We start from the raw sequence: 19,313 nt of genomic DNA on the forward strand, positions 1-19,313 counted from the left end.
TCGGAACAGCACTGCCAAACAAAGGGGCGGGCGGCTGGAATCGGTGATGCAAACGCCAGCAACACTTCGACCTCAAGGGGAGACATTGCGTACTCGACTTGTGCTCGCCAGTGCGGCGCTGGGAGCCGCCCTGCTGACCGGCGGTGCCGTCGCCACCGCGCAGGCGGCACCCGCGTCCCTCGACCCCGGCAATACGGCGGCCGCCGCACCGCCCACCACCTCCGCCATCGTCGTCGCCGGCTGGTACTCCAGCTACGCGGCGTGCGAGGGCGACGGAGAGAACTCCGTCTATAGCTACTGGTACTGCAAGTGGAGCTCTAGCCGCAGCGCCTGGGGACTGTACGTGGACACCAACTCGTAAGCACGTGACGCCCTGAAAGCCACGTGAACGGACTGATCACCGCAGCCCCGGCAGCCTCACCCCGCTGCCGGGGCTGCGGCCCCGCCATCTGAAAGGAACCGTTCCATGCGCACACGACTCTTGCTCACCAGTGTGGCGATGGGAGCCGCCGTGCTGGCCGGCGGTGCCACCACCACCGCGCAGGCAGCACCTGTCTCCGCGGAAACCGCAACAGGGTCCTGCGAGCCTTTGTGGAGCAGGCCGGGTGGGCCTGTCTACCAGTGCAGGACCCTTCGCGACTGCCAGGAGACCGCCGAGGACCTCGGCTACGAAGAATGGGTCTGCACGCGGTCGTCCAGCATCTGGTGGGAACTCTACGTGTGGGTCTGACCCCGTGGCACTGGCGCTCCCGCGCTGCGCGGGGTCAGCCCCGCGCCCCGGGCGATCCGCGCGGCATCCTGCGCGGCGTAAAGGCCGGGGCACGGCCTGATCCCCGGTCCCCGCGCCGCGCCGGGATCGGACGCGCCGCGGGGACCGGGCAGGGCGTCAGGTGTTCAGCCGTCCTCAACCGTGCTCAGCCGTCCTCGCTGACATGGCTGCCCTCTCGGCAACTGGTGCCCGTGGAAGCGCCCGAGCCGTCCACCAGGCACACCTTGAGCGCGACCTTCTCGCCTTTGTCCACGTTTCCGTAGTCGGCGAACGGGTCCCAGACGACCCCGGCACCGGCCTCGCCGTTGCCGTTGTACTTCGCGCCGTAGTAGATCTGGCTGCCGTCGGGGTTGTACCACCACAGCCACGCCTTGACCCCGTGTCCGCCGGAGCAGTAGTCGTGGATCACCAGGTAGTCGTCGTTGTCACCCCCGCCGGGCGCACCCGGGCCGTAGTCGACGAACTCCGCCGAGCCGCAGCTGTAACCCTGTGCGGCGCGGCCGACGGCGCCGGGACGGCCGGCTAGGCCCTGCTCGGGCGCCCCGGACCGGCCGCGCCCACCATGCGCAGCGCCAGCCCCGCGTAGAGCTCGCCGACCTCGTCGGGGGTGCTGCGGCCGCGGGGGTTGAACCAGCGGGCTACGTCGATGCACAGCGACAGGACGGCGACGGTGGTGCCGCGGGCATCGGCGACGTCGAAGTCGCCCGCCTTCACCCCGTCCTCGACGATCGCGCGCACCGCGCCGTCCGAGGCCCGACGCATCGCGGTGATCTCGGCGGCGTGGTCCTCGGCGAGCGCGCCGAGTTCGTACTGGACGACGCGGGCGGTGGTGTGGTGCTCGGCGTGCCAGCGGACGAAGGCGCGTACGGCCTGGGCGAGCCGTTCGGCGGGGGTGCCGGCGCCGTCCCTGGCCTCCTCGAGGATGTCGAGCGCGAACCGGTGACCGACCTTGCTGATCTGGTAGAGCAGCTCTTCCTTGGTCTTGTAGTGGATATAGAGCGCGGCGGGGCTCATACCGGCGCGGCTCGCGATATCGCGGGTGGTGGTGGCGTGGTAGCCGCGCTCGGCGAAGGCGTGCACCGCGGCGGTCATCAGCCGCCGGGCTGCATCCGGGGTGATGTCGCGCCACGCCTCGGGGGCGCCCTCGGTGTTCTTCGCCTCCGCATTCATGGCGGACACCCTACATGCCGGTGAGCAAGCGCTTAGGCTCACTCGGGCGGCTCACCCTGACTACGCACCGGGGCTCAGGCGGGCGGGCGTGCGCCGCGCGGATGGGCCGACGGCTCGGCCGAGGGCTCCGTGGCGGGCGCGGGCGCCTCCGGCGGGGCGGGTGGGGCGCCGCGTTCGGCGGGGCGTACGGGGCGTATCGCGACGCCCGCGGAGGCGAGCAGCAGCACGCCGAGCATCACAAAGGGCGCGGCGGTCCCCGCGAGCCCCGCCAGCAGGCCCGCGGCGGCGGGGGCCGCGACCTGGCCGAGGCGGTTGCCGGTCAGCCGCAGCGCCAGGGCGGTGGAGCGGGCCCCGTCCGGGGCGGCCTGGACGACGGTGGTCATCGACAGCGGCTGGCCGACGCCGAGGCAGAAGCCGAGCGCGGCCAGCAGGATCCCGAGCCCCCAGGCGGGCACCGGCAGGGCGAGCGCCGCGCACAGCAGCCCGGCCCCCAGACAGCTGACGGCCATCAGGACCGTACGGCCCATCAGCCGGATCATCGGGGTCATCACGAGCCGGCAGGCGACGGTGGCGGCGGCGCGCACGCTCAGCAGCAGGCCGATGACCGCGGGCGCGATGGACCGCTGTTCGCCGACGACGGGGAGGTAGGCGGTGAGGATGTCGGTGGCGGACAGCACGGCGAGGCTGATGAAGATCCCGGAGGCCACGCCCCGGGTGCGCAGGATGCCGGCCACGGAGACCCGGCCGGAGCGCGCCCCGTCGCCCTCGGAGCGGTCCGATGCCCCGGCCCGCGTACGGTCCGCCGCCGGTGTGCGGTGCTCGATGCGCCACAGGGACGTGACCGCGAAGGCCGCGACGACGGCGGATACGAAGAGCGCGGCCGCGCTGGTCCTGGCCAGGGCGTCCGCGTGCTCGGAGACCACCTGCCCGGCGGCGATGGGGCCGATGAGCTGGCCGAGGGAGGCGCCGATGGTGAAGTGGCCGAAGTTGCGGTCCTGGTCCTCCGGGGCGCTCTGCCGGGCCACCAGGGACTGGGCGCCGATCACGAAGGACAGATGACCCAGGCCCATCACCCCGCTCCAGATGGCCATCTCCAGCAGCGACCCGGCCCGGCCGCTGAGCGCGCAGCCGGTCGCGATCAGCGCGACCCCGATGGGCAGCAGCGGGGCGCAGCGCCCGTGGTCGGTGCGGCGCCCCAGCGGTACGGCGGCGAACAGCGGCAGCAGGGCGTACACGCCGGCGATCACTCCGACCGCCCGGGCGTCGGCGCCCAGCGCGAGAGCCCGGTAGGAGACGGCCGGCCGGGCCATGCTCACCGCCCCCTGTGCGAAGGCGAAGGCGATGACCAGGCGCAGCAGCCAGCCCCTACCGGGCTCTCGTGTCTTCACGGGTCAGATGATGCCGAACAGCAGACCCGCGCCGAGCACCACCAGCGAGGTGAGCGCCGCCCACTTCACCACGAAGCGGGTGTGGTCGCCGAACTCGACCTTCGCCATGCCGACCAGGACATAGACGGCCGGGACCAGCGGGCTGGACATGTGCAGGGCCTGTCCGACCAGGGAGGCGCGGGCGATCTCGACCGGGTCGACCCCGTGGGCGGCGCCGGCCTCGGCGAGGATCGGCACGATGCCGAAGTAGAAGCCGTCGTTGGACATGAAGTAGGTCAGCGGGATGGACAGGATGCCGGTGACCAGGCCCATGTGCGGGCCCATTCCGTCCGGGATCCCGTCGACCAGCCAGCGGGCCATGTGCTCGACCATGCCGGTGCCGGTGAGCACGCCGGTGAAGACGGCGGCGGCGAAGACCATGCCGGAGACGTTGACGACGTTCTCGGAGTGGGCCGCGATACGGGCCTTCTGGTCGGCGACGCTCGGGAAGTTGACGGTGAGCGCGATGGCGGCGCCGAGCAGGAACAGGACCGGGATCGGCAGGTCCTCGCGGATCATCATGGTCAGCAGCGCGATGGTGAGGGCCGCGTTGAACCAGTACAGCTTGGGGCGCAGGGTGGCCCGGTTGGGGTCGAGCCCCTGGTGCTCCTCGTCGCCGTCCTCGGCCGCCCCGGCCGCCCCGTGCGTCTCGGGCGCCTCGGCGTCGGTGCCGCCGCCCGCGCCGCCGGTGACCTTCTTGCCCTTACGACGCCCCTTGGCACCGGAACCGGCGCCGGAACCGGCGCCGACCAGCACCGTCTCGGGGTCGGCGGTGACGTCCTCCAGGGTCAGCGTCCCCAGGCGCTTGCGCTCACGCAGGCCGAGGCCGTAGGCGAGGGCGAAGACGAAGAGCAGACCGGCGGCGAGGGCCGGGATCATCGGCACGAAGATGTCGCTGGCGTCCAGCTTGAGCGCGGCGGCGGCGCGGGCGGTGGGGCCGCCCCAGGGGAGCGTGTTCATCACGCCGTTGGCCATGGCGGCGACACCGGTCATGACCACCAGGCTCATCTTCAGCCGCCGGTAGAGCGGCACCATGGCCGACACGGTGATCATGAAGGTCGTGGAGCCGTCACCGTCGAGCGAGACGATCGCGGCGAGTATGGCGGTGCCGACGACCACCCGCATCGGGTCGGCCTTGCAGAACCGCAGGATGACCCGGACGATCGGGTCGAAGAGGCCGACGTCGATCATCACCCCGAAGTAGATGATGGCGAACATCAGCATGGCCGCGGTGGGCGCGAGGTCACCGACGCCCTTCAGGACGTAGTCCCCCAGATGCGCCCCCTTCCCGACGATGACGCAGAAGAGTGCCGGGATGAGCACCAGCGCGCCCATCGGGGTCATCTTCTTCATCATGATCAACACCAAGAAGGTGGCGATCATGACGAATCCGAGGATTGTCAGCATATTTGGCTACCTCACGTTCACCTTTGAACTCCCCCAGAACTGGCGGTCGAGGCGACGTTAGGTGGCGCAACTTTCCGTTAACAAGGTCTTGACGCGTGAGCAATAAGCGCAAAACCCCAGGTCAGCGGAGTGAGCGTGTCTTGGCGCGCTGTGCGGGCTGGACTGAGGAGCCGCGCAGCGACGAAGGAGCGAGCAGTGACGAAGGAGCGAGCAGTGACGAAGGAAGCCCGCGCGTAGAAGCGCGTCAAGACTGAGCGGGAGAAGGGGCGGGTGTCTTGGCGCCTTGAGCGACCACCGTCAGCTGCACCGGGCAGCCGTTGAGCACCGCGGTGCCGGACAGCGGATCGAGCCGGGAGCCGTCGATGAGCTGATTGACATTCACCCCGGCGTGCGCCGCCGCGACCGACATCCGGGTGCCGGGCCGGTCGTGCCCCCAGCCGTGCGGCAGGCTGACCACCCCGGTCCGTACCGCGTCCGTCACCTCCACCGGCACCTCCAGCTCCCCGCCGTCCCCCTTGACCCGCACCAGACCGCCGTCGGTCACACCCAGCCGGGCCGCGTCCTCGGGGTGCAGCTGGAGGGTGCAGCGGTTGCTGCCGCCGACCAGCGCGGGGACGTTGTGCATCCAGCTGTTGTTGGAGCGCAGATGGCGCCGGCCGACCAGCACCAGCCCGTCGGCGCGCCCGCCCAGCGCCCGGCGCAGCCGCTCCACCTCGGCGGCCATCGGCTCCGGGCACAGCTCGACGGTGCCGCTGCGGGTCCTGAGCAAGCCGGGCATTTGGGGGCGCAGCGGCCCCAGGTCGATGCCGTGCGGGTGGGCCAGCACCTTGGCCAGGGTCAGCCCGTCGGGGTCGGCACCGAAGCCGTCGCCGTACGGGCCGAGCCGCAGCATCATGTCCAGCCGCCGCTCGTCGCCGCCGACCCCGGTGAGATGGGCGGCGAGCTCTCCCCGGTCGCGTCCGTACACCGGCGAACCGGGGTCGGCCACGGCCTTGCCGAGCGCCGCGTCGATCGCCATGGCGTCCACGGCCGCCGGGTCGGCGCCGCCGTGCCCGCCCGCGCACAGCACCAGCCGCGCCAGGATCTCGGACTCGCTCAGCCGGTCCGCGTCCAGCGGGACGGCGGGGCGGCTGTAGCGGACCTGGTTGCGGACGGCGAGGGTGTTGAAGGCGAAGTCGAAGTGGGGGCTCTGGCTGGGCGGGGGCGGCGGCAGGACGACGTGCGCATGGCGCGCGGTCTCGTTCAGATACGGGTCCACGCTCACCATGAAGTCGAGCCCGGCCAGCGCCCGGTCCAGCCGGTCGCCGTCCGGCGCGGAGAGCACGGGGTTGCCCGCTATCACGATCAGCGCCCTGACCTGCTCCTCCCCCGGCGTCTCGATCTCCTCGGCCAGCGCGGCCGCGGGCAGCTCGCCCTTCGCCTCGGGGTGCCCGCTCACCCTGCTGCGCCAGCGGCCGAGCGCGAACCCCTTCCCGGGGCGCGGCGGGCGCGGCGCCCTGCCGGTGGCGGAGAGCGGGAACATGGCCCCGCCGGGCCGGTCGAGGTTGCCGGTGAGGGTGTTCACCACGTCGACCAGCCAGCTGGTGAGGGTGCCGAACTCGACGGTGGTGGAGCCGATCCGCCCGTAGACGACGGCGCGCGGCGCGGCGGCCAGCTCGCGGGCGAGCGTACGGATCTCCTCGGCGGGCACGTCGCAGGCCGCGGCCACCGCCTCGGGCGTGAAGTCCGCCGCGAGCCGCCGCACCTCATCCACGCCCGTCACACCCGCCGCGTCCGTCACCGGCTCGCCGACCGTCCCCGCGGCAGCCACCAGGTCCTCGGCGAACAGCACCTGCACCACCGCGAACAGCAGCAGCGCGTCCGTACCGGGCCGGATGGCCAGATGCCGGTCGGCGGCCTCGGCCGTACGGGTGCGGCGCGGGTCGACCACGGTGAGCCGCCCGCCGCGCCGCCGCAGGGCCCGCAGCCGCCCGGGGAAGTCGGGGGCGGTGCACAGGCTGCCGCCCGAGTCCAGCGGGTTGGCGCCGATGATCAGCAGGTGGTCGGTGCGGTCCAGGTCGGGCACCGGGATGGCGTTGGCGTCGCCGAAGAGCAGCCCGCTGGAGACGTGCTTGGGCATCTGGTCGAGGGTGCTGGCGGTGAAGACGTTTCGGGTGCCGAGCGCGCCGAGCAGCAGCGGCGGATACAGCCCGCCGGCCATGGTGTGGACGTTCGGGTTGCCGAGGAATATGGCCGCCGCCTGCGGCCCGTACCGCTCGATCAGCGGCCGCAGCCCGGCCTCCACCGCGGTGAACGCCTCGTCCCAGCCCGCCGGCTCCAGCCGCCCGCCGCGCCGCACCAGCGGCCGGCGCAGCCGGTCGGGGTCCGCGTCGAGCTGGCCGAAGGACGCGCCCTTGGGACAGATGAAGCCGTGGCTGAAGACATCGGCACCGTCCCCGCGCGCCCTGGTGACCCGCCCCTCCTCGATGGTCAGGGTCAGCCCGCAGGTGGCCTCGCACAGCGGGCAGATGCGCAGAGCGGTACGGCTCATCGGTCCCTCCTGGGGACGGCGGCGGCAACGGTGACGCGACGACTCCTCACCCTACCGACTGGTACGCATGTGGGGGAGGGGGTGGATTTTCCCCTACCCGCCCCTTCCCGAAACCGGGGGCAAGCCCCCGGCCCCCCGGACGCCCCCCGGACCCCGGTTAGTTCAGTCGAGCACCCCCGCCAGATACGAGCGCAGCAGTTCCTTGGTCTCGGCCACGATCACCGGGTCGCCCTCCGGGTCGACGCGGAACGCCAGCCGCAGCAGCGCGTCCGCCGTCTCGACGGCGAGCAGGAACGCCACCCGCACCCGCTCCCCCGCCTCGCCGGACTCCTCGAGACCCAGCCGCTCGCCCAGGAGCCCGCGCAGCCGGTCCGCGACCAGGTGGTTGGGCTGCTCGGGCGGGGCGGTCACGGGCACCGGCATGCCGAACTCGACCAGCGCGAAGCCCGGCGCCCCGCGCTTCATCGCCAGATACTCGTCGACCACCACGTCCATGGCCTCCCGCCAGCCCCCGCCGTCCGTCCCCGACTTCGCCAGGCGCTCGGTGACGCGGGCGGCGTACTGGTCGAGATTGCGGTGGGCCAGAGCCTCGGCCATCGCCCGCTTGTTGGAGAAGAAGCGGTAGACGGAGCCGATGGGCACGCCGGCGCGCTCGGCGACAGCGCGGGTACTCAGGTCCTCGTAGCCGGTCTCGTCGAGGAGTTCGGCGCAGGCGTCGAGGATCCGGCCAAGGCGCTCGGCACTGCGGCGTTGGACGGGGGCGCGGCGGAGGGGCGGTATGGGCACGCCACCATCCTGCCCGATCATTGACGCACCCGGTTTCGATTCCTATGGTCATACATAGGAATCAAAACCCCGAGTGACCGAGTGACCAAGTGGCGGGAGCCGGACGATGAGCGGCGGTACGGACATCGAGCGGGCGCGCAAGACGGCCGAAGGGCTTGTGTACTCCTCCGGATTCGGCAATGAGCACAGCAGCGAGGCCGTCGCCGGCGCGCTGCCCATCGGCCGCAACTCCCCCCAGCGCGCCCCGCTGGGGCTGTACGCGGAGCAGCTGAGCGGCACCGCCTTCACCGAGCCGCGCGCCCATAACCGCCGCTCCTGGCTGTACCGCATCCGCCCGTCCGCCGCGCACCCGCCCTTCGTCCGGGTGGACAACGGCGCACTGCGCGGCGCGCCGTTCACCGAGTGCGCCCCGGACCCCAACCGGCTGCGCTGGGATCCACTGCCCGAGCCCGCTCCCGGCACCGACTTCCTGGCCGGCCTGTGGACGCTCGGCGGCAACGGCGACGCCACGCGCCGGTCCGGTATGGCGATCCACCTCTACGCCGCGAACGCGCCCATGGTCGACCGGGTGTTCAGCGACGCCGACGGCGAGCTGCTGATCGTGCCCCAGGAGGGCGGGCTGCTGCTGCACACCGAGTTCGGCCGGCTGCGCGCCGAACCGGGGCATATGGCACTGGTGCCGCGCGGCGTACGCTTCCGGGTCGAACCGCTCGACCCCGCCGTACGCGGCTACGTCTGCGAGAACCACGGCCGCCCCTTCGTCCTCCCCGACCTCGGCCCGATCGGCGCCAACGGGCTGGCGAGCGCGCGCGACTTCCTGGCCCCGGTCGCGGCGTACGAGGACGTAGAGGGGCCGGTGGAGGTGGTCAACAAGTTCTGCGGCAGCCTCTGGTCCGCGACGTACGACCACTCCCCGCTGGACGTCGTCGCCTGGCACGGCAACCACGTCCCTTACGTCTACGACCTGCGCCGCTTCAATGTGCTCGGCTCCATCAGCTACGACCACCCGGACCCGTCGATCTTCACGGTCCTCACCTCGCCCTCGGACACCCCCGGCCTGGCGAATGTCGACTTCGTCGTCTTCGCCCCGCGCTGGCTGGTCGGCGAGGACACCTTCCGGCCGCCGTACTTCCACCGCAATGTGATGAGCGAGTACATGGGCCTGATCGAGGGCGCGTACGACGCCAAGACCGCCGGCAAGGGGGGCTTCGTCCCCGGGGGCGGCTCCCTGCACAACATGATGTCCGCGCACGGCCCCGACCGGGAGACCTTCGAACGGGCGAGCAGCGCGGAGCTGACGCCGCGGAAGGTCGACGACGGGCTGGCCTTCATGTTCGAGACCCGCTGGCCCGTGACGGTCACCCGGCAGGCGCGCGAGGCGGACCACCTCCAGCAGGGCTACGACGACGTCTGGCAGGGCCTGGAGCGGCACTTCCGGTGACCACCTTCGCCCCCGACTCCCTCACCCTGAACCGCAAGCTGCCGCTGTGGTACCAGGTCTCGCAGTCCCTGCGGGCCTCCATACTCGGCCGCGGCCCCCACGAGCCGCTGCGCCTGCCCACGGAGGACCGCCTGGCCGCCCACTACGGGGTCAGCGTCCTGACGATGCGGCAGGCCCTCAAGGAGCTGGAGTCCGAAGGGCTCATCAGCCGCCACCGCCGGCGCGGCACCTTCATCGAGCCGAACGCGCGGCGCGGCGCGCCGGTGCGGCTGCTGGGCTCGGTGGACGCGATCGTGGCCCAGCAGTCCGGCGAACGCACCACCGTGCTCGGCCATGGGCCCGTCCCCGTACCGGCGGAGCTCGCGGAACACTTCCCGGGCCTGCGCGAGGCCACGTCCTACCGGCGGCTGCGGAGCGACGCGGCGGGCGGCGAGCCGACCAACTGGGCCGAGAACTTCGTCCGCCCGGAGCTCGCCGACCGCATCGACGTGGCCGACCTGGCGCGCTGGCCGATGACCAAGGTGCTGCGGGACGCGGCGGGCGTCCGCATCAGCCGCATCACGGACACCGTCGAGGCCCGGCTGGCCGACCCGGAGACCGCCCGGCTGCTACGGGTCCCGCTGCTCAGCCCGATCCTGCACTACACGGGCGTGACCTATGACGAAACGGGCCGAGCGGTCGACGTCGCCCGCATCCACTACCGGGGGGACCGCTTCTCGTTCACGGTCACTGTCGAGGCGCGGTGACCGCTGGGGCGGCATCGCGCCCTCATGGAGGAACTGCGGCGCCAGCGCGCCGAGCAGGAGGAGCGCCGCGCGCGTGAACAAGCCGAGCGGGAGGAGAAGGCGCGCCGGGCGGGCCCCGGACATACGCCCGGGACCGCCCGGCTGATCTCACACGGTGCGGCTCACCGCTGAGGGCCCGCCCTGAGCCGCGCGGTGGCCAAGCGGGCGTTCAGTACCATTCCTGATACGACAAGCCATTGCAGGGGAAGGTGCGCAGCCCGTAATCGAGGCTGTCGTCGAGGCACCGTCCGGTCGCCTCGTTCCTCAGTGACAGCGTGTTGTTGTTGTGGCGGATGACATACCAGCTCTGGTAGGGCGTGGCGTTGCAGGCGAAGGTGCGCAGCCCGTACTGGTTGCTGTCGTCGAGGCACTTGCCGACGAACATGTTTTTCAGCTCGCGCGTGCCGTCGGCCCACGCGTGGACATTCCATTGCTGGGCCTGGTGACCGTCGCAGCGGGGGGAGGTGTACCCATATTCCAGGCACTTTGAGGTCGCATGGTTCTTGAACGTGTTGATCGCGTCTGCCTTCGCTGAGGAAGCGTTGGCCACACCGAGGCCGAAGACTCCCGTCACAAGTACGGCGGTCAGTCCGGTCACGCGACTGAGGCGTCCGGATCGTAATGCAAGCATGACCGTTTCCTTCTCCGGGGCCGAACCCTGGCGCCCCCTAGACATCCCGGTGACCTGTACGGCCACCAGCCCTGTCCTGCATGATGGCCAGCCCAGCCCGGGACCGGTCCCGGTGACCTGTACGACCACCGGACGTTGGTCGCTCTGGCGGCTGAACCGGTGGCGGATCCGGAGGTGCGGCCAGAGGGGCCACAGGAAGAGGACCGCCTTCGTCTTCTGGGCAGTTTGTTGGCCAAGGCAGAACGGGCCCTGACCCCGCACTCGCGAAGGCACCGGCCTGGGGTGACGTACGCCTTTGGCCAGGCCACGTTGGTGGTGCAGGCTCCGCACGTCTCACCGCAGCCGTCGTCGGTGAGGTTCATCAGGCTGACGACGTCGCCCGTTCTCTTCTTCAAGGCTGGCTTCACGAAGCTGAGGGCAGCCAGCTGACCCGTCGTCGACCTCCATCACGACCAGATCAATGTCCCAGTCAGTACCGAGGATCAAGCGGAACCGGACTTCAGTGCCCTTCCCGTGCTTCAAGGCGTTGGTGACGAGTTCGCTGATCAGCAGCAGGGCGTTGTCGACCTGCGCCGAGAGGCCCCAGTAGTTGAGCTTGGCTGCGCCGATCCGGCGGAGGATCCCAACCCAGGGGCCGAGGGCGACCGCTGTGTCCATGTCGCCCTGCACTGGTGGTCGTTGGATGGTCAGCATCAGATCCTCGAGCGCATTAGGCAGAGGCTCGGCGATGCTCCCGAGGCCACGTTCCGCAAGGACCTCCGCGCCCGTTGCGGTGATAGCCATGCCTCACCCCTCCACAGCTCAGAATGGCAGCGCCACGTAGGTCCCACTGCTAATGAGACCTGGATTCGTCTGCGACTGCCCGAGTTTGTCCTGGCTGAACTACGAGGACCCGAGAGCCCGTTGAATCGCAACTGGATCGCCACTGAATTTTCAGCGGGAGCCAAATTGGACTATTCAGGAACATGCACAGGGGATGTGAAGCATGCGCAGGGGATGACACACTCTGCGCACGGCAGTACCGACCTGCGCACAGACATGAGGGTGGTGCACACATGGCGGCAAAGCGCGGCGCGACAGGCAGACGACTGGAACTCGGCATCCAGCTGAAGCAGTTGCGCGAGAACTGTCCGCCCGTCGAGCCGGGCAGGGCGCGGGGGATGACCCGGAAGGCAGCCGTCCGGGGTCTGAAAGCGCTCTCAGAGGCTTCACTCGCCCGTATCGAGAACGGTGAGTTGAACTTCAGACGCAACGTCGGAGATCTCCGCACCCTGCTGAAGAAGTACGACGTCACGATGAAGAGTTGGTCGAGCAGCTGATCGAGCTGAACCGTGACGCTCCGAACGAGGACTGGCTGACCCAGTACCGCAACTTCATGCCAACCGGCATGCCGCACTTCGTTGGCCTCGAAGCTGAGGCCACATCGATCAGTGCGTACCACCCGACAGTGGTTTACGGGCTGCTTCAGACCGAGGCGTATGCCAAGGCGTTGTTCGAGGTCCAGCGTCCCGTCGAAGACACCACGGCGGAGTTCATACAGCGGAACGTCGAGCTACGCATGGAGCGGAAACGGCGGGTCCTGGCTCGCACGGATCCAGTCAAGCTCCGCGTCGTTCTCGGTGAGGCGTCTCTGAGGATCCCAGTCGGCGACGACAACGTGATGCGCGAGCAGTACGGAGAGATCATCCGGCTGGCCAAGGAGGACCACGTCTCGATCCAGGTGCTCCCATTCAGGCGGGGGTACCGATCAAGCAACGACTTCACCATCCTCGACCTGGGGAGCTGCCCGCCCGAGTGCAGACTGACAACGCGTGGGGTGCCGTTTCGACCTCGGACACACGACGTGAGGTCGATCGGTTCACCCGTAGGTTCGACGCGATGGTGGGCCTGGCCCTCGGTCTCGAAGCCACCATCGATTTTCTGGAAGAACTAACTCGAAAGTAGTAAAGCCATGAACACTCACACTTCAGCCAGCCGGCTGGTCCCCGATGAAGCTTGGGTCGTCTTACAGCGACGGCACCGGTAACAACTGCGTGGAGATAGCCGACCGGCTCCAGACCCATGGCGACGTCCTGGTCCGTGACTCCAAGGACAAGAGCGGCCCCGCCTTGCACTTCACTCGTGACGGACGGGCTGAGCTTCTGGCGTTCGTCCGCACGGAACGGGCGGGCTCCCGGATGATCTAGGAGTGGTCCCATAGGTCGTGTCTGTTGCGGGCCGATCAGGCCGACCACTCCGCCACTCAACGATGTGCCCCCTGCCCTGTCCTCAGCAGGTGGGACTGGGCAGGGGCACTGTCCCTCGCCATATATGGACAAGGGAACCGATCCCGTATCGCCGCGCTTCAAGCAACGAGCTGTCTTGTCCTATCGCGGATCCCTCACTGTCAGTCTGCGGTGAGGGGCAAGGCGATCCAGCACACCAATCCCGACGACATCGTCCGGTGACTGGACACTCTGCTTGGCCAGCTCGCCGCATAGCTACTGCCCCCGCTCCGGCCTGGTCCCGAATGCCCTTCGGCAACGCGGTCGTCCTCCGTGGTTACCCTGCTCCCCGCCACGGGGGGAGCTTGCCACGACCATGAGGCCGACCGGTCCCTGGTCGCCGCACGAGGCGACCGGCCACGCGAGCCGCACGCTCGCCGCACGGCACCCGGTGGCAGAGGCATGGATACGTTGCGGGGAAGTTATTTGCTGACTGAAGTCTCATCACCTATCAACTTCTATATATGATGGTTACGTGAGGTTGTCAGAATGGGCTGCGCGCAACGGCGTGCACTACCAGACGGCTTGGCGGTGGGCGAGAGACGGGAAGCTCCCCGTTCCCGCGACCCGGACCGCGACCGGCGTGTGGCTGGTGCACGAACCCGAGCAGCGGCCCAAGGGGCGCACGGTGGCGTACTGTCGGGTCTCGTCGGCCGATCAGAAAGCGGACCTTGACCGGCAAGTGGCCCGTGTCGTCACCGGCGCCACCGGGCTGGGTCTGCCGGTCGCCGAGGTGGTGACCGAGGTCGACTCCGGTCTGAACGGGCGGCGGCGCAAGCTGCACCGGCTGCTGGCCGCCCCAGACGCGACCGTGATCGTGGTGGAGCACCGTGACCGGCTGGCCCGGTTCGGTGTCGAACACCTCGAAGCCGCTCTGTCGGCATCCGGGCGGCGCCTGGTGGTCCTCGATCAGCAGGAGACCACGGACGACCTGGTGCGGGACATCACCGAGGTGCTGACCTCGATATGCGCCCGCCAGTACGGGCGTCAGGCTGCGGAGAACCGTGCCGCGCGCGCCGCTGCCGTCATGACCGGCGAGGCCGCCGGGTGAAAAAGTTCCAGCTCCAGCCCGGGTTCGTGGTGCAGGCCTACCGGTTCGCGCTCGACCCGAACGCCGCGCAGGAGCGGGCGCTCAGGTCGCACTGCGGTGCGGCACGCGCCGCCTACAACTGGGCGGTGTCGTGGATGACGGCTTCCTGGTGGCAGCGCAAGGCCGAAGCCACCTACGGCATCCCAGAGGATCAGGTCACCAAGTGGCGCCCGTGGACTTTGCCCGTGCTGCGAAAGGCGTTCAACGAGGCCAAGCGCACCGACCCCAGGTTCGCCGGCTGGTGGGAAGAGAACTCCAAGGAGGCGTACAACACCGGCCTGTCGAACGCCGCCGCCGCGTTCGACAACTACGCAAAGTCGAAGAACGGCAAGCGCAAGGGCCGAGCGATGGGCGCGCCCCGGCGCAAGTCGAAGCGGAAGGCGCGCCTGTCCTGCCGGTTCACCACCGGCACCATCCGCGTCGGAACCGACGGCAGGCATGTGACCCTGCCCCGGCTGGGCACGATCCGCGTGCACGAACGCGCCCATGGTCTGCGGGAAGGCATCACAGCCGGAACCGCGCGCATCCTGTCGGCGACCGTGCGGCACGAGCGCGGCCGATGGTTCGTCTCCTTCCAGGCCGAGGTGAAACGGGACCTGGTTCGCGTCGCCCGCCCGGATGCGGCGGCCGGGATCGACCTGGGCGTGAAGCACCTCGCGGTCATGGCCGACAGCGCCGGGCAGATCCGCTACGAGCCGAACCCGAAGCACCTGGACGTCTCGTTGAAGCTGCTGCGTCTGCACTCGCGCCGGGTCTCCCGCCGTCAAGGGCCCGACCAGCGCACCGGGCAGAAGCCGTCGAAGCCGTGGGAGAAAGCGAACGCTGAGCGCAACAAGGTGCACCACCGGGTGGCGAACCTGCGCGCCGACGCCCTGCACAAGCTCACCACCCGCATCCGGGCCGAGTACGGCACCGTCGTGATCGAAGATCTAAACGTCGCCGGAATACTGAAGAACCGGCATCTCGCCCGAAGGATCGCCGATGCCGGGTTCGGGGAGATCCGCCGCCAGCTCACCTACAAGGGCCGACGTAACGCCACCCGCACCGTGGTCGCCTCGCGCTGGTACCCCTCCTCCAAGACCTGCTCGAACTGCGGCGCGGTGAAAGCCAAGCTGCCGCTGCACGTCCGAGTCTTCGACTGTGACGAGTGCCCGCTCGTGATGGACCGAGACGAGAACTCAGCGCACAACCTCGTCGCCCTCGCGGTGGCCAGCACCACAGGTACCGGAGTGGCCGGAGACCTGGAGGCCGCGAAGGCGTCGAAGCCTCGTGAAGCCAACCGTAAGACCCGCGCCACCCGACCCAGCCGCAAGGCCGGGCCGGGGCGGGCAGGTGGCGCAATCCCCACCCCACGTGGGAAGGAAGCGAGAGACCGTACTCAAGCCGAAGCCCTTACGCTTTGGTGATGCGACGGACCATCCGGGCCGAAATGCCCGGATGGCTGAGAGCAGCTAAGGCTCTCGGTAACGGAAGGGCTGCGGTGTGACAGCTACACAGGCCACCGAGGCCGACCGGGCCGTATGGGCCGACGCACCGCTGCTGGCGGATCTGATGCCCTGGTCCGTGGGGCCGCTGCGGCTCGGGCGGGCGTGGGTGATGGGCCCGGATCCGGCGGTGCTCAAGGCGCGCTGGGAGCGGCTGGTCGGGGCCGGTGACGAGGCGGGGCGGGCGGCGCTGTTCCGGCCGAGCCGCTCCCGTACGCTGCACAGCGCCGTGCCCCAGCTGCCCGGTCAGCGGACCTCCACCGCCCCGCTGGCGGGCGAGCGCGGGCCCTGCCCGGAGCCGGTGCGGGTCGCCCACGGGCCGTACGACCAGCAGTGGCTGATCCCCGACCACCGGCTGATCGACGCGGCCCGGCCGGAGCTGTGGCGGGTGGCCGACGAGCGGCAGATACACGCCGTCGAGGGGGCCGGGCCCGACCCGGGTCCGACGCTGACGTTCTCGGCGCTGCTGCCGGACGGCTACTCCCCCGCGGGCCGCCCCGGGCGGATCAGGCCCCTCTACCGCCGTCCCGGCGGCCGCGAGCCCAACCTGGCGCCGCGGCTGCTCGACCACCTCGCGGCAGAGCTGGCCCGGCCGGTGGCGGCCGAGGACTTCCTGGCCTGGGTCGCCGCGGTGGCCGGTCACCGCCCGGAGGGGTGCGCGGTACCGCTGACCGCCGACCCCGAGACCTGGGAGGCGGGGGTGGAGCTGGGCCGCCGGGCGCTGTGGCTGCATACCCGCGGGGCGCACAGCAGCGAACGCCCGCGCATGCCGGGCGGCCAGCGCCCCTACGTACGCGCCGCGCTCCCCGAGCGCGGGCTGCCCGAATCCCTGGCGTACGACCCGGACGAGGCGGCCCTGCTCCTCGGCGCGGGGCGGATCTCACCGGTGCCGCGCGGTGCGTGGGAGTTCCATGCGGGCGGGGCGCGGGTCCTGGAGACCTGGTTCGAGCGCCGTACGGCCCGTGGTGAGCCCGGCACGCTGGAGGCCGTCCTCCCGGGGGCCTGGCCGCGCGACTGGACGTCCGAGCTGCTGGAGCTGATCACCGTGCTGGCGCTGCTCGCCGAGGAGCGCCCGGCGCGGCGGGCGCTGGCCGAACGGCTGGCGGCCGGGCCGCGTATGGGCCCGGCGGAGCTGGGCGAGGCGGGCGTGCTGCCGGTGCCTGCCGCGGCCCGGCGCCCGGCGTCCGTGCTGGACCATCACGAGGAGGGTCCGGGCGGGCAGTTCGCGCTGGTCTGAAGCCGGAGAAGCCGGAGGCGCGAGTCGTACGGACGGGGCGCTCAAAGGCTGCGCACACGCCTCCGGGGCGAGGACGTGTGCGTGTGGGTGCCGAGCGCGTCGCGGTCCGCATCCCGGGAGAACGACCTTGACACGGGCTCACCGGCTGGAGCGGGGCCGGAATCTCCGTGTCCGGGATGCGGACGACGACACAGCTGTCGCGGACGGCAGACGACCGCGGCGGGCCCTGGGGATGGACCAACCGGGCCAACCAGGCTTTTCGGGCTCACCAGGCCGACCGGAATCAACCGGACGGGCCAAGTACGCCCAAAGGCTCAGTGGCGGCTGCCGAACAGCGAACGGCGCAACCGTCGCAGCGGTGCGAACAGCGAGACCCTGGCGCCCCTGTTCCGCTCGGTGCGCGCGTGGTCCCGTGCGGTCAGCTCCTGCATCAGCACCGTGGCGCCCTCGGCCTCCCGCTGCGGCACGGCAGGGCCGCCCAACACCGCGAGATGGCGGTCGAGCCGGGCGCTGGTCGACCCGCTCCCGCAGTTGATGGCAGGCACTCGTGGCCTGCTGCGTACTGTTATCTGCTCCATGTCACTCCCCACCCGTCGAGGGCACCCGCCCCGGGCAGAGTAACCCTACCTCGGCGAGCCGTCACCCACGCACCCAAGGTCGCTGATTCACCTCCGCGTCAAGGGCGTTGACGCGTCCATCGCGAATCATGGATCACCGAGGGCTAGTTGCACGACTGGATTCGTGGTGGGCCGGGTTGATCCGCCATCTGGTTCCAGGGTCACCGCCAGGCGCTCCGTACGTGCGCCGAAGCCGCCCGTGACCAGAGGCGTCCCCTCCCCGCTGCCCTTCAGGAGTCCGGCCGAACGGGGCGCGGCGGCCCCTCCCGGCGACCCGCCCGACGACTCTCCCTGCGACCCTTCCGGCGGGGCGTCGATCATCCAGAGCTGGTACGTCCGCCCGCCGGGCGGTGCCGACAGCCCGGAGACGGTGACCACGGCGGCGCCGAGCCGGCGCGAGGTCACGGCGTTGATGCCGCGGCCCTGGGCGTCGCGTCCGCTGACGCCACGGGCGTCCGGCGCCGAGAGCACCTGTTCGACGGCGCGCGTCGCACCGCGCTCCTGGTCGAGCCGGTCGCGGGTACGGACCAGTTCGACGCCGAGCACGGCGGCCGCGATCAAGGACAGGGCGGCCACGGCCCCGGCGAGCCGCAGGCCGAACACGGGGCGCCGGAGGTAGCCCCCGCCGCGCGCCCGCCGCCCGCCGGGCCCTGAACGGCCCGCGTGGGCGGCGCGCGCGGGCGGCGCGGCGTATCCGCCGTCCGCCGCCGAGTGCGCCTCCTGCGGGGTGGCCTGAGCGGCCGCCAGCACCCGCTGCCGCATCTGGGGTGGCGCCGGGGCGGCCACCGCGCGCGCCAGCCGTACCGCGCCCTGCGCCAGATCGCGCACTTCCTGGGCGCACCCCGGGCAGCGGGCCAGATGCTTCTCGTACCGCCGGCGTTCCTTGGGGTCCAGCGCATTGAGGGCGTACGCGCCCGCCAGGGCGTGCGCCTTGCGCCCCTTGCCGCCCCGATACGCCGGGACTCCGTCCATTCGCCGGTCGGCTGACCGGTCATTGGTCATACCGCCGCTCCCAAGCACTCGCGCAGCCGCGTCAGCCCGTCCCGCATCCGCGTCTTGACCGTCCCCAACGGTACGGCCAGCCGATGCGCCACCTCCCGGTAGGAGTACCCCTCGTAGTAGGCGAGGGTGACCGACTGCCGCTGCAGCTCGGTGAGTCGGGCCAGACAGCCGCGCACCCACTCGCGCTCAAGACGCCCCTCGACCGCCTCCGCCACCTGGTCGAAGGCCGGGCCCTCCGCCTGCCCGCCGACCCGCGCCTCGCGGTCGGCCGCCGAGCGGGCCGACCGCACCCGGTCCACGGCGCGGCGGTGGGCGAGAGTGAGGATCCACGCGAGCGCGGAGCCGCGGCGCGGGTCGAACCGCCCGGCGGTGCGCCAGACCTCCAACAGCGTCTCCTGCGCCACCTCCTCGGACTGCGCCGGGTCCCGCAGCACGCGCCGCACCAGCCCGTACACGGGCCCCGAGACCATGCCGTACAGGTCCTCGAACGCACGGTGGTCTCCGACGGCGACCAGCGGCAGCAGGTCGTCCGGGCCACGCCCGCGCTCCCCTGCGCGCTCCTGTCCGCCCACCCACCCGCGTACCGGACCCCGCTCTCCCGTCCGCTCCACACTCACGCGGCAAACCCCGCTTCCTGCCATCCGTCTCAGCTGCCCCGTCTTCGGTTGCTTCG

The 19,313-nt window shown here is 71.0% G+C and carries 21 protein-coding genes; 10 read left to right on the forward strand and 11 right to left on the reverse strand.

From position 1 onward, the window contains the following. Window positions 1-85: 85 nt before the first annotated feature. Window positions 86-361 (forward strand): hypothetical protein, encoded by a 276-nt coding sequence (locus ACFV2X_RS16660; protein ID WP_385616783.1) that lies wholly within the window; start codon window positions 86-88, stop codon window positions 359-361. A 553-nt stretch (window positions 362-914) separates the two neighbouring features. Here the strand turns inward: ACFV2X_RS16660 and ACFV2X_RS16665 are convergent. From ACFV2X_RS16665 to ACFV2X_RS16690, 6 genes are all read right to left on the reverse strand, one after another. Then, window positions 915-1,178 carry a hypothetical protein gene (locus tag ACFV2X_RS16665; protein WP_385616785.1) on the reverse strand — a complete coding sequence of 88 codons (264 nt, stop codon included), beginning with the start codon at window positions 1,176-1,178 and terminating at the stop codon, window positions 915-917. 113 nt (window positions 1,179-1,291) lie between these two features. After that, on the reverse strand, window positions 1,292-1,939 hold the full coding sequence (locus ACFV2X_RS16670; protein ID WP_385616787.1) for a TetR/AcrR family transcriptional regulator: 648 nt from the start codon (window positions 1,937-1,939) through the stop codon (window positions 1,292-1,294). A gap of 74 nt (window positions 1,940-2,013) precedes the next feature. Then, window positions 2,014-3,249: an MFS transporter gene (locus tag ACFV2X_RS16675; RefSeq protein ID WP_385617022.1), complete on the reverse strand. Its 1,236-nt coding sequence runs from the start codon at window positions 3,247-3,249 to the stop codon at window positions 2,014-2,016. Between the two features lie 81 nt (window positions 3,250-3,330). Beyond that, window positions 3,331-4,773: a CitMHS family transporter gene (locus tag ACFV2X_RS16680; RefSeq protein ID WP_385616789.1), complete on the reverse strand. Its 1,443-nt coding sequence runs from the start codon at window positions 4,771-4,773 to the stop codon at window positions 3,331-3,333. A gap of 244 nt (window positions 4,774-5,017) precedes the next feature. After that, the gene (locus ACFV2X_RS16685) at window positions 5,018-7,303 is read right to left on the reverse strand and encodes a molybdopterin oxidoreductase family protein (RefSeq protein ID WP_385616790.1); all 2,286 of its coding nucleotides are present in this window, start codon (window positions 7,301-7,303) and stop codon (window positions 5,018-5,020) included. 162 nt (window positions 7,304-7,465) lie between these two features. Then, window positions 7,466-8,110, reverse strand: coding sequence for a TetR/AcrR family transcriptional regulator (locus ACFV2X_RS16690; RefSeq protein WP_089513462.1), 645 nt, complete (start codon window positions 8,108-8,110; stop codon window positions 7,466-7,468). An 85-nt stretch (window positions 8,111-8,195) separates the two neighbouring features. Between ACFV2X_RS16690 and hmgA the strand changes: the two genes are divergently transcribed. Genes hmgA through ACFV2X_RS16705 form a run of 3 tightly spaced genes read left to right on the forward strand, consistent with a single transcriptional unit; the run spans window position 8,196 to window position 10,447 of the window. After that, the gene (hmgA, locus tag ACFV2X_RS16695; RefSeq protein ID WP_385616792.1) at window positions 8,196-9,530 is read left to right on the forward strand and encodes a homogentisate 1,2-dioxygenase; all 1,335 of its coding nucleotides are present in this window, start codon (window positions 8,196-8,198) and stop codon (window positions 9,528-9,530) included. Beyond that, window positions 9,527-10,276, forward strand: a complete 750-nt coding sequence (locus ACFV2X_RS16700) for a GntR family transcriptional regulator (protein ID WP_385616794.1) — start codon at window positions 9,527-9,529, stop codon at window positions 10,274-10,276. The genes hmgA and ACFV2X_RS16700 overlap by 4 nt, the downstream gene beginning before the upstream one ends. Window positions 10,277-10,300: 24 nt before the next feature. Further along, a complete protein-coding gene (locus tag ACFV2X_RS16705; protein WP_385616796.1) occupies window positions 10,301-10,447 on the forward strand; it encodes a hypothetical protein in 147 nt (48 codons plus the stop codon). Window positions 10,448-10,484: 37 nt separating this feature from the next. Here ACFV2X_RS16705 and ACFV2X_RS16710 read toward each other — a convergent pair whose 3' ends face one another. Both ACFV2X_RS16710 and ACFV2X_RS16715 read right to left on the reverse strand, forming a co-directional pair. Then, window positions 10,485-10,913 (reverse strand): RICIN domain-containing protein, encoded by a 429-nt coding sequence (locus ACFV2X_RS16710; RefSeq protein WP_385616798.1) that lies wholly within the window; start codon window positions 10,911-10,913, stop codon window positions 10,485-10,487. 366 nt (window positions 10,914-11,279) lie between these two features. Further along, complete coding sequence (locus ACFV2X_RS16715) at window positions 11,280-11,729, reverse strand: hypothetical protein (protein ID WP_385616800.1); 450 nt, start codon at window positions 11,727-11,729, stop codon at window positions 11,280-11,282. Between the two features lie 272 nt (window positions 11,730-12,001). Between ACFV2X_RS16715 and ACFV2X_RS16720 the strand changes: the two genes are divergently transcribed. The 6 genes from ACFV2X_RS16720 to ACFV2X_RS16745 all read left to right on the forward strand — a co-directional run bounded on the left by ACFV2X_RS16720 (window position 12,002) and on the right by ACFV2X_RS16745 (window position 17,021). Continuing rightward, window positions 12,002-12,265 (forward strand): helix-turn-helix domain-containing protein, encoded by a 264-nt coding sequence (locus tag ACFV2X_RS16720; protein WP_385616802.1) that lies wholly within the window; start codon window positions 12,002-12,004, stop codon window positions 12,263-12,265. Then, window positions 12,250-12,879, forward strand: a complete 630-nt coding sequence (locus tag ACFV2X_RS16725; protein ID WP_385616804.1) for a DUF5753 domain-containing protein — start codon at window positions 12,250-12,252, stop codon at window positions 12,877-12,879. Before ACFV2X_RS16720 ends, ACFV2X_RS16725 begins: the two co-directional genes overlap by 16 nt. 55 nt (window positions 12,880-12,934) lie before the next feature. Beyond that, complete coding sequence (locus ACFV2X_RS16730; RefSeq protein WP_385616806.1) at window positions 12,935-13,132, forward strand: DUF397 domain-containing protein; 198 nt, start codon at window positions 12,935-12,937, stop codon at window positions 13,130-13,132. A 553-nt stretch (window positions 13,133-13,685) separates the two neighbouring features. Then, a complete protein-coding gene (locus tag ACFV2X_RS16735; RefSeq protein ID WP_385616808.1) occupies window positions 13,686-14,261 on the forward strand; it encodes an IS607 family transposase in 576 nt (191 codons plus the stop codon). Then, on the forward strand, window positions 14,258-15,706 hold the full coding sequence (tnpB, locus tag ACFV2X_RS16740) for an IS607 family element RNA-guided endonuclease TnpB (RefSeq protein WP_385616810.1): 1,449 nt from the start codon (window positions 14,258-14,260) through the stop codon (window positions 15,704-15,706). Before ACFV2X_RS16735 ends, tnpB begins: the two co-directional genes overlap by 4 nt. Window positions 15,707-15,782: 76 nt before the next feature. Beyond that, the gene (locus tag ACFV2X_RS16745; protein WP_385616812.1) at window positions 15,783-17,021 is read left to right on the forward strand and encodes a type ISP restriction/modification enzyme; all 1,239 of its coding nucleotides are present in this window, start codon (window positions 15,783-15,785) and stop codon (window positions 17,019-17,021) included. 314 nt (window positions 17,022-17,335) lie between these two features. On the opposite strand, the gene ACFV2X_RS16750 is transcribed toward ACFV2X_RS16745, so the two are convergent. The 3 genes from ACFV2X_RS16750 to sigK form a co-directional block, all read right to left on the reverse strand. Continuing rightward, the gene (locus tag ACFV2X_RS16750; protein ID WP_043487934.1) at window positions 17,336-17,599 is read right to left on the reverse strand and encodes a hypothetical protein; all 264 of its coding nucleotides are present in this window, start codon (window positions 17,597-17,599) and stop codon (window positions 17,336-17,338) included. A gap of 126 nt (window positions 17,600-17,725) precedes the next feature. Continuing rightward, window positions 17,726-18,640, reverse strand: a complete 915-nt coding sequence (locus ACFV2X_RS16755; protein WP_385616814.1) for an anti-sigma factor domain-containing protein — start codon at window positions 18,638-18,640, stop codon at window positions 17,726-17,728. Next, window positions 18,637-19,212, reverse strand: a complete 576-nt coding sequence (gene sigK / locus ACFV2X_RS16760) for an ECF RNA polymerase sigma factor SigK (RefSeq protein ID WP_385617024.1) — start codon at window positions 19,210-19,212, stop codon at window positions 18,637-18,639. The genes ACFV2X_RS16755 and sigK overlap by 4 nt, the downstream gene beginning before the upstream one ends. Window positions 19,213-19,313 lie beyond the last annotated feature (101 nt).

Source organism: Streptomyces sp. NPDC059679, from assembly GCF_042734105.1.
In the GTDB taxonomy this organism is placed as follows: Bacteria; Actinomycetota; Actinomycetes; order Streptomycetales; family Streptomycetaceae; genus Streptomyces.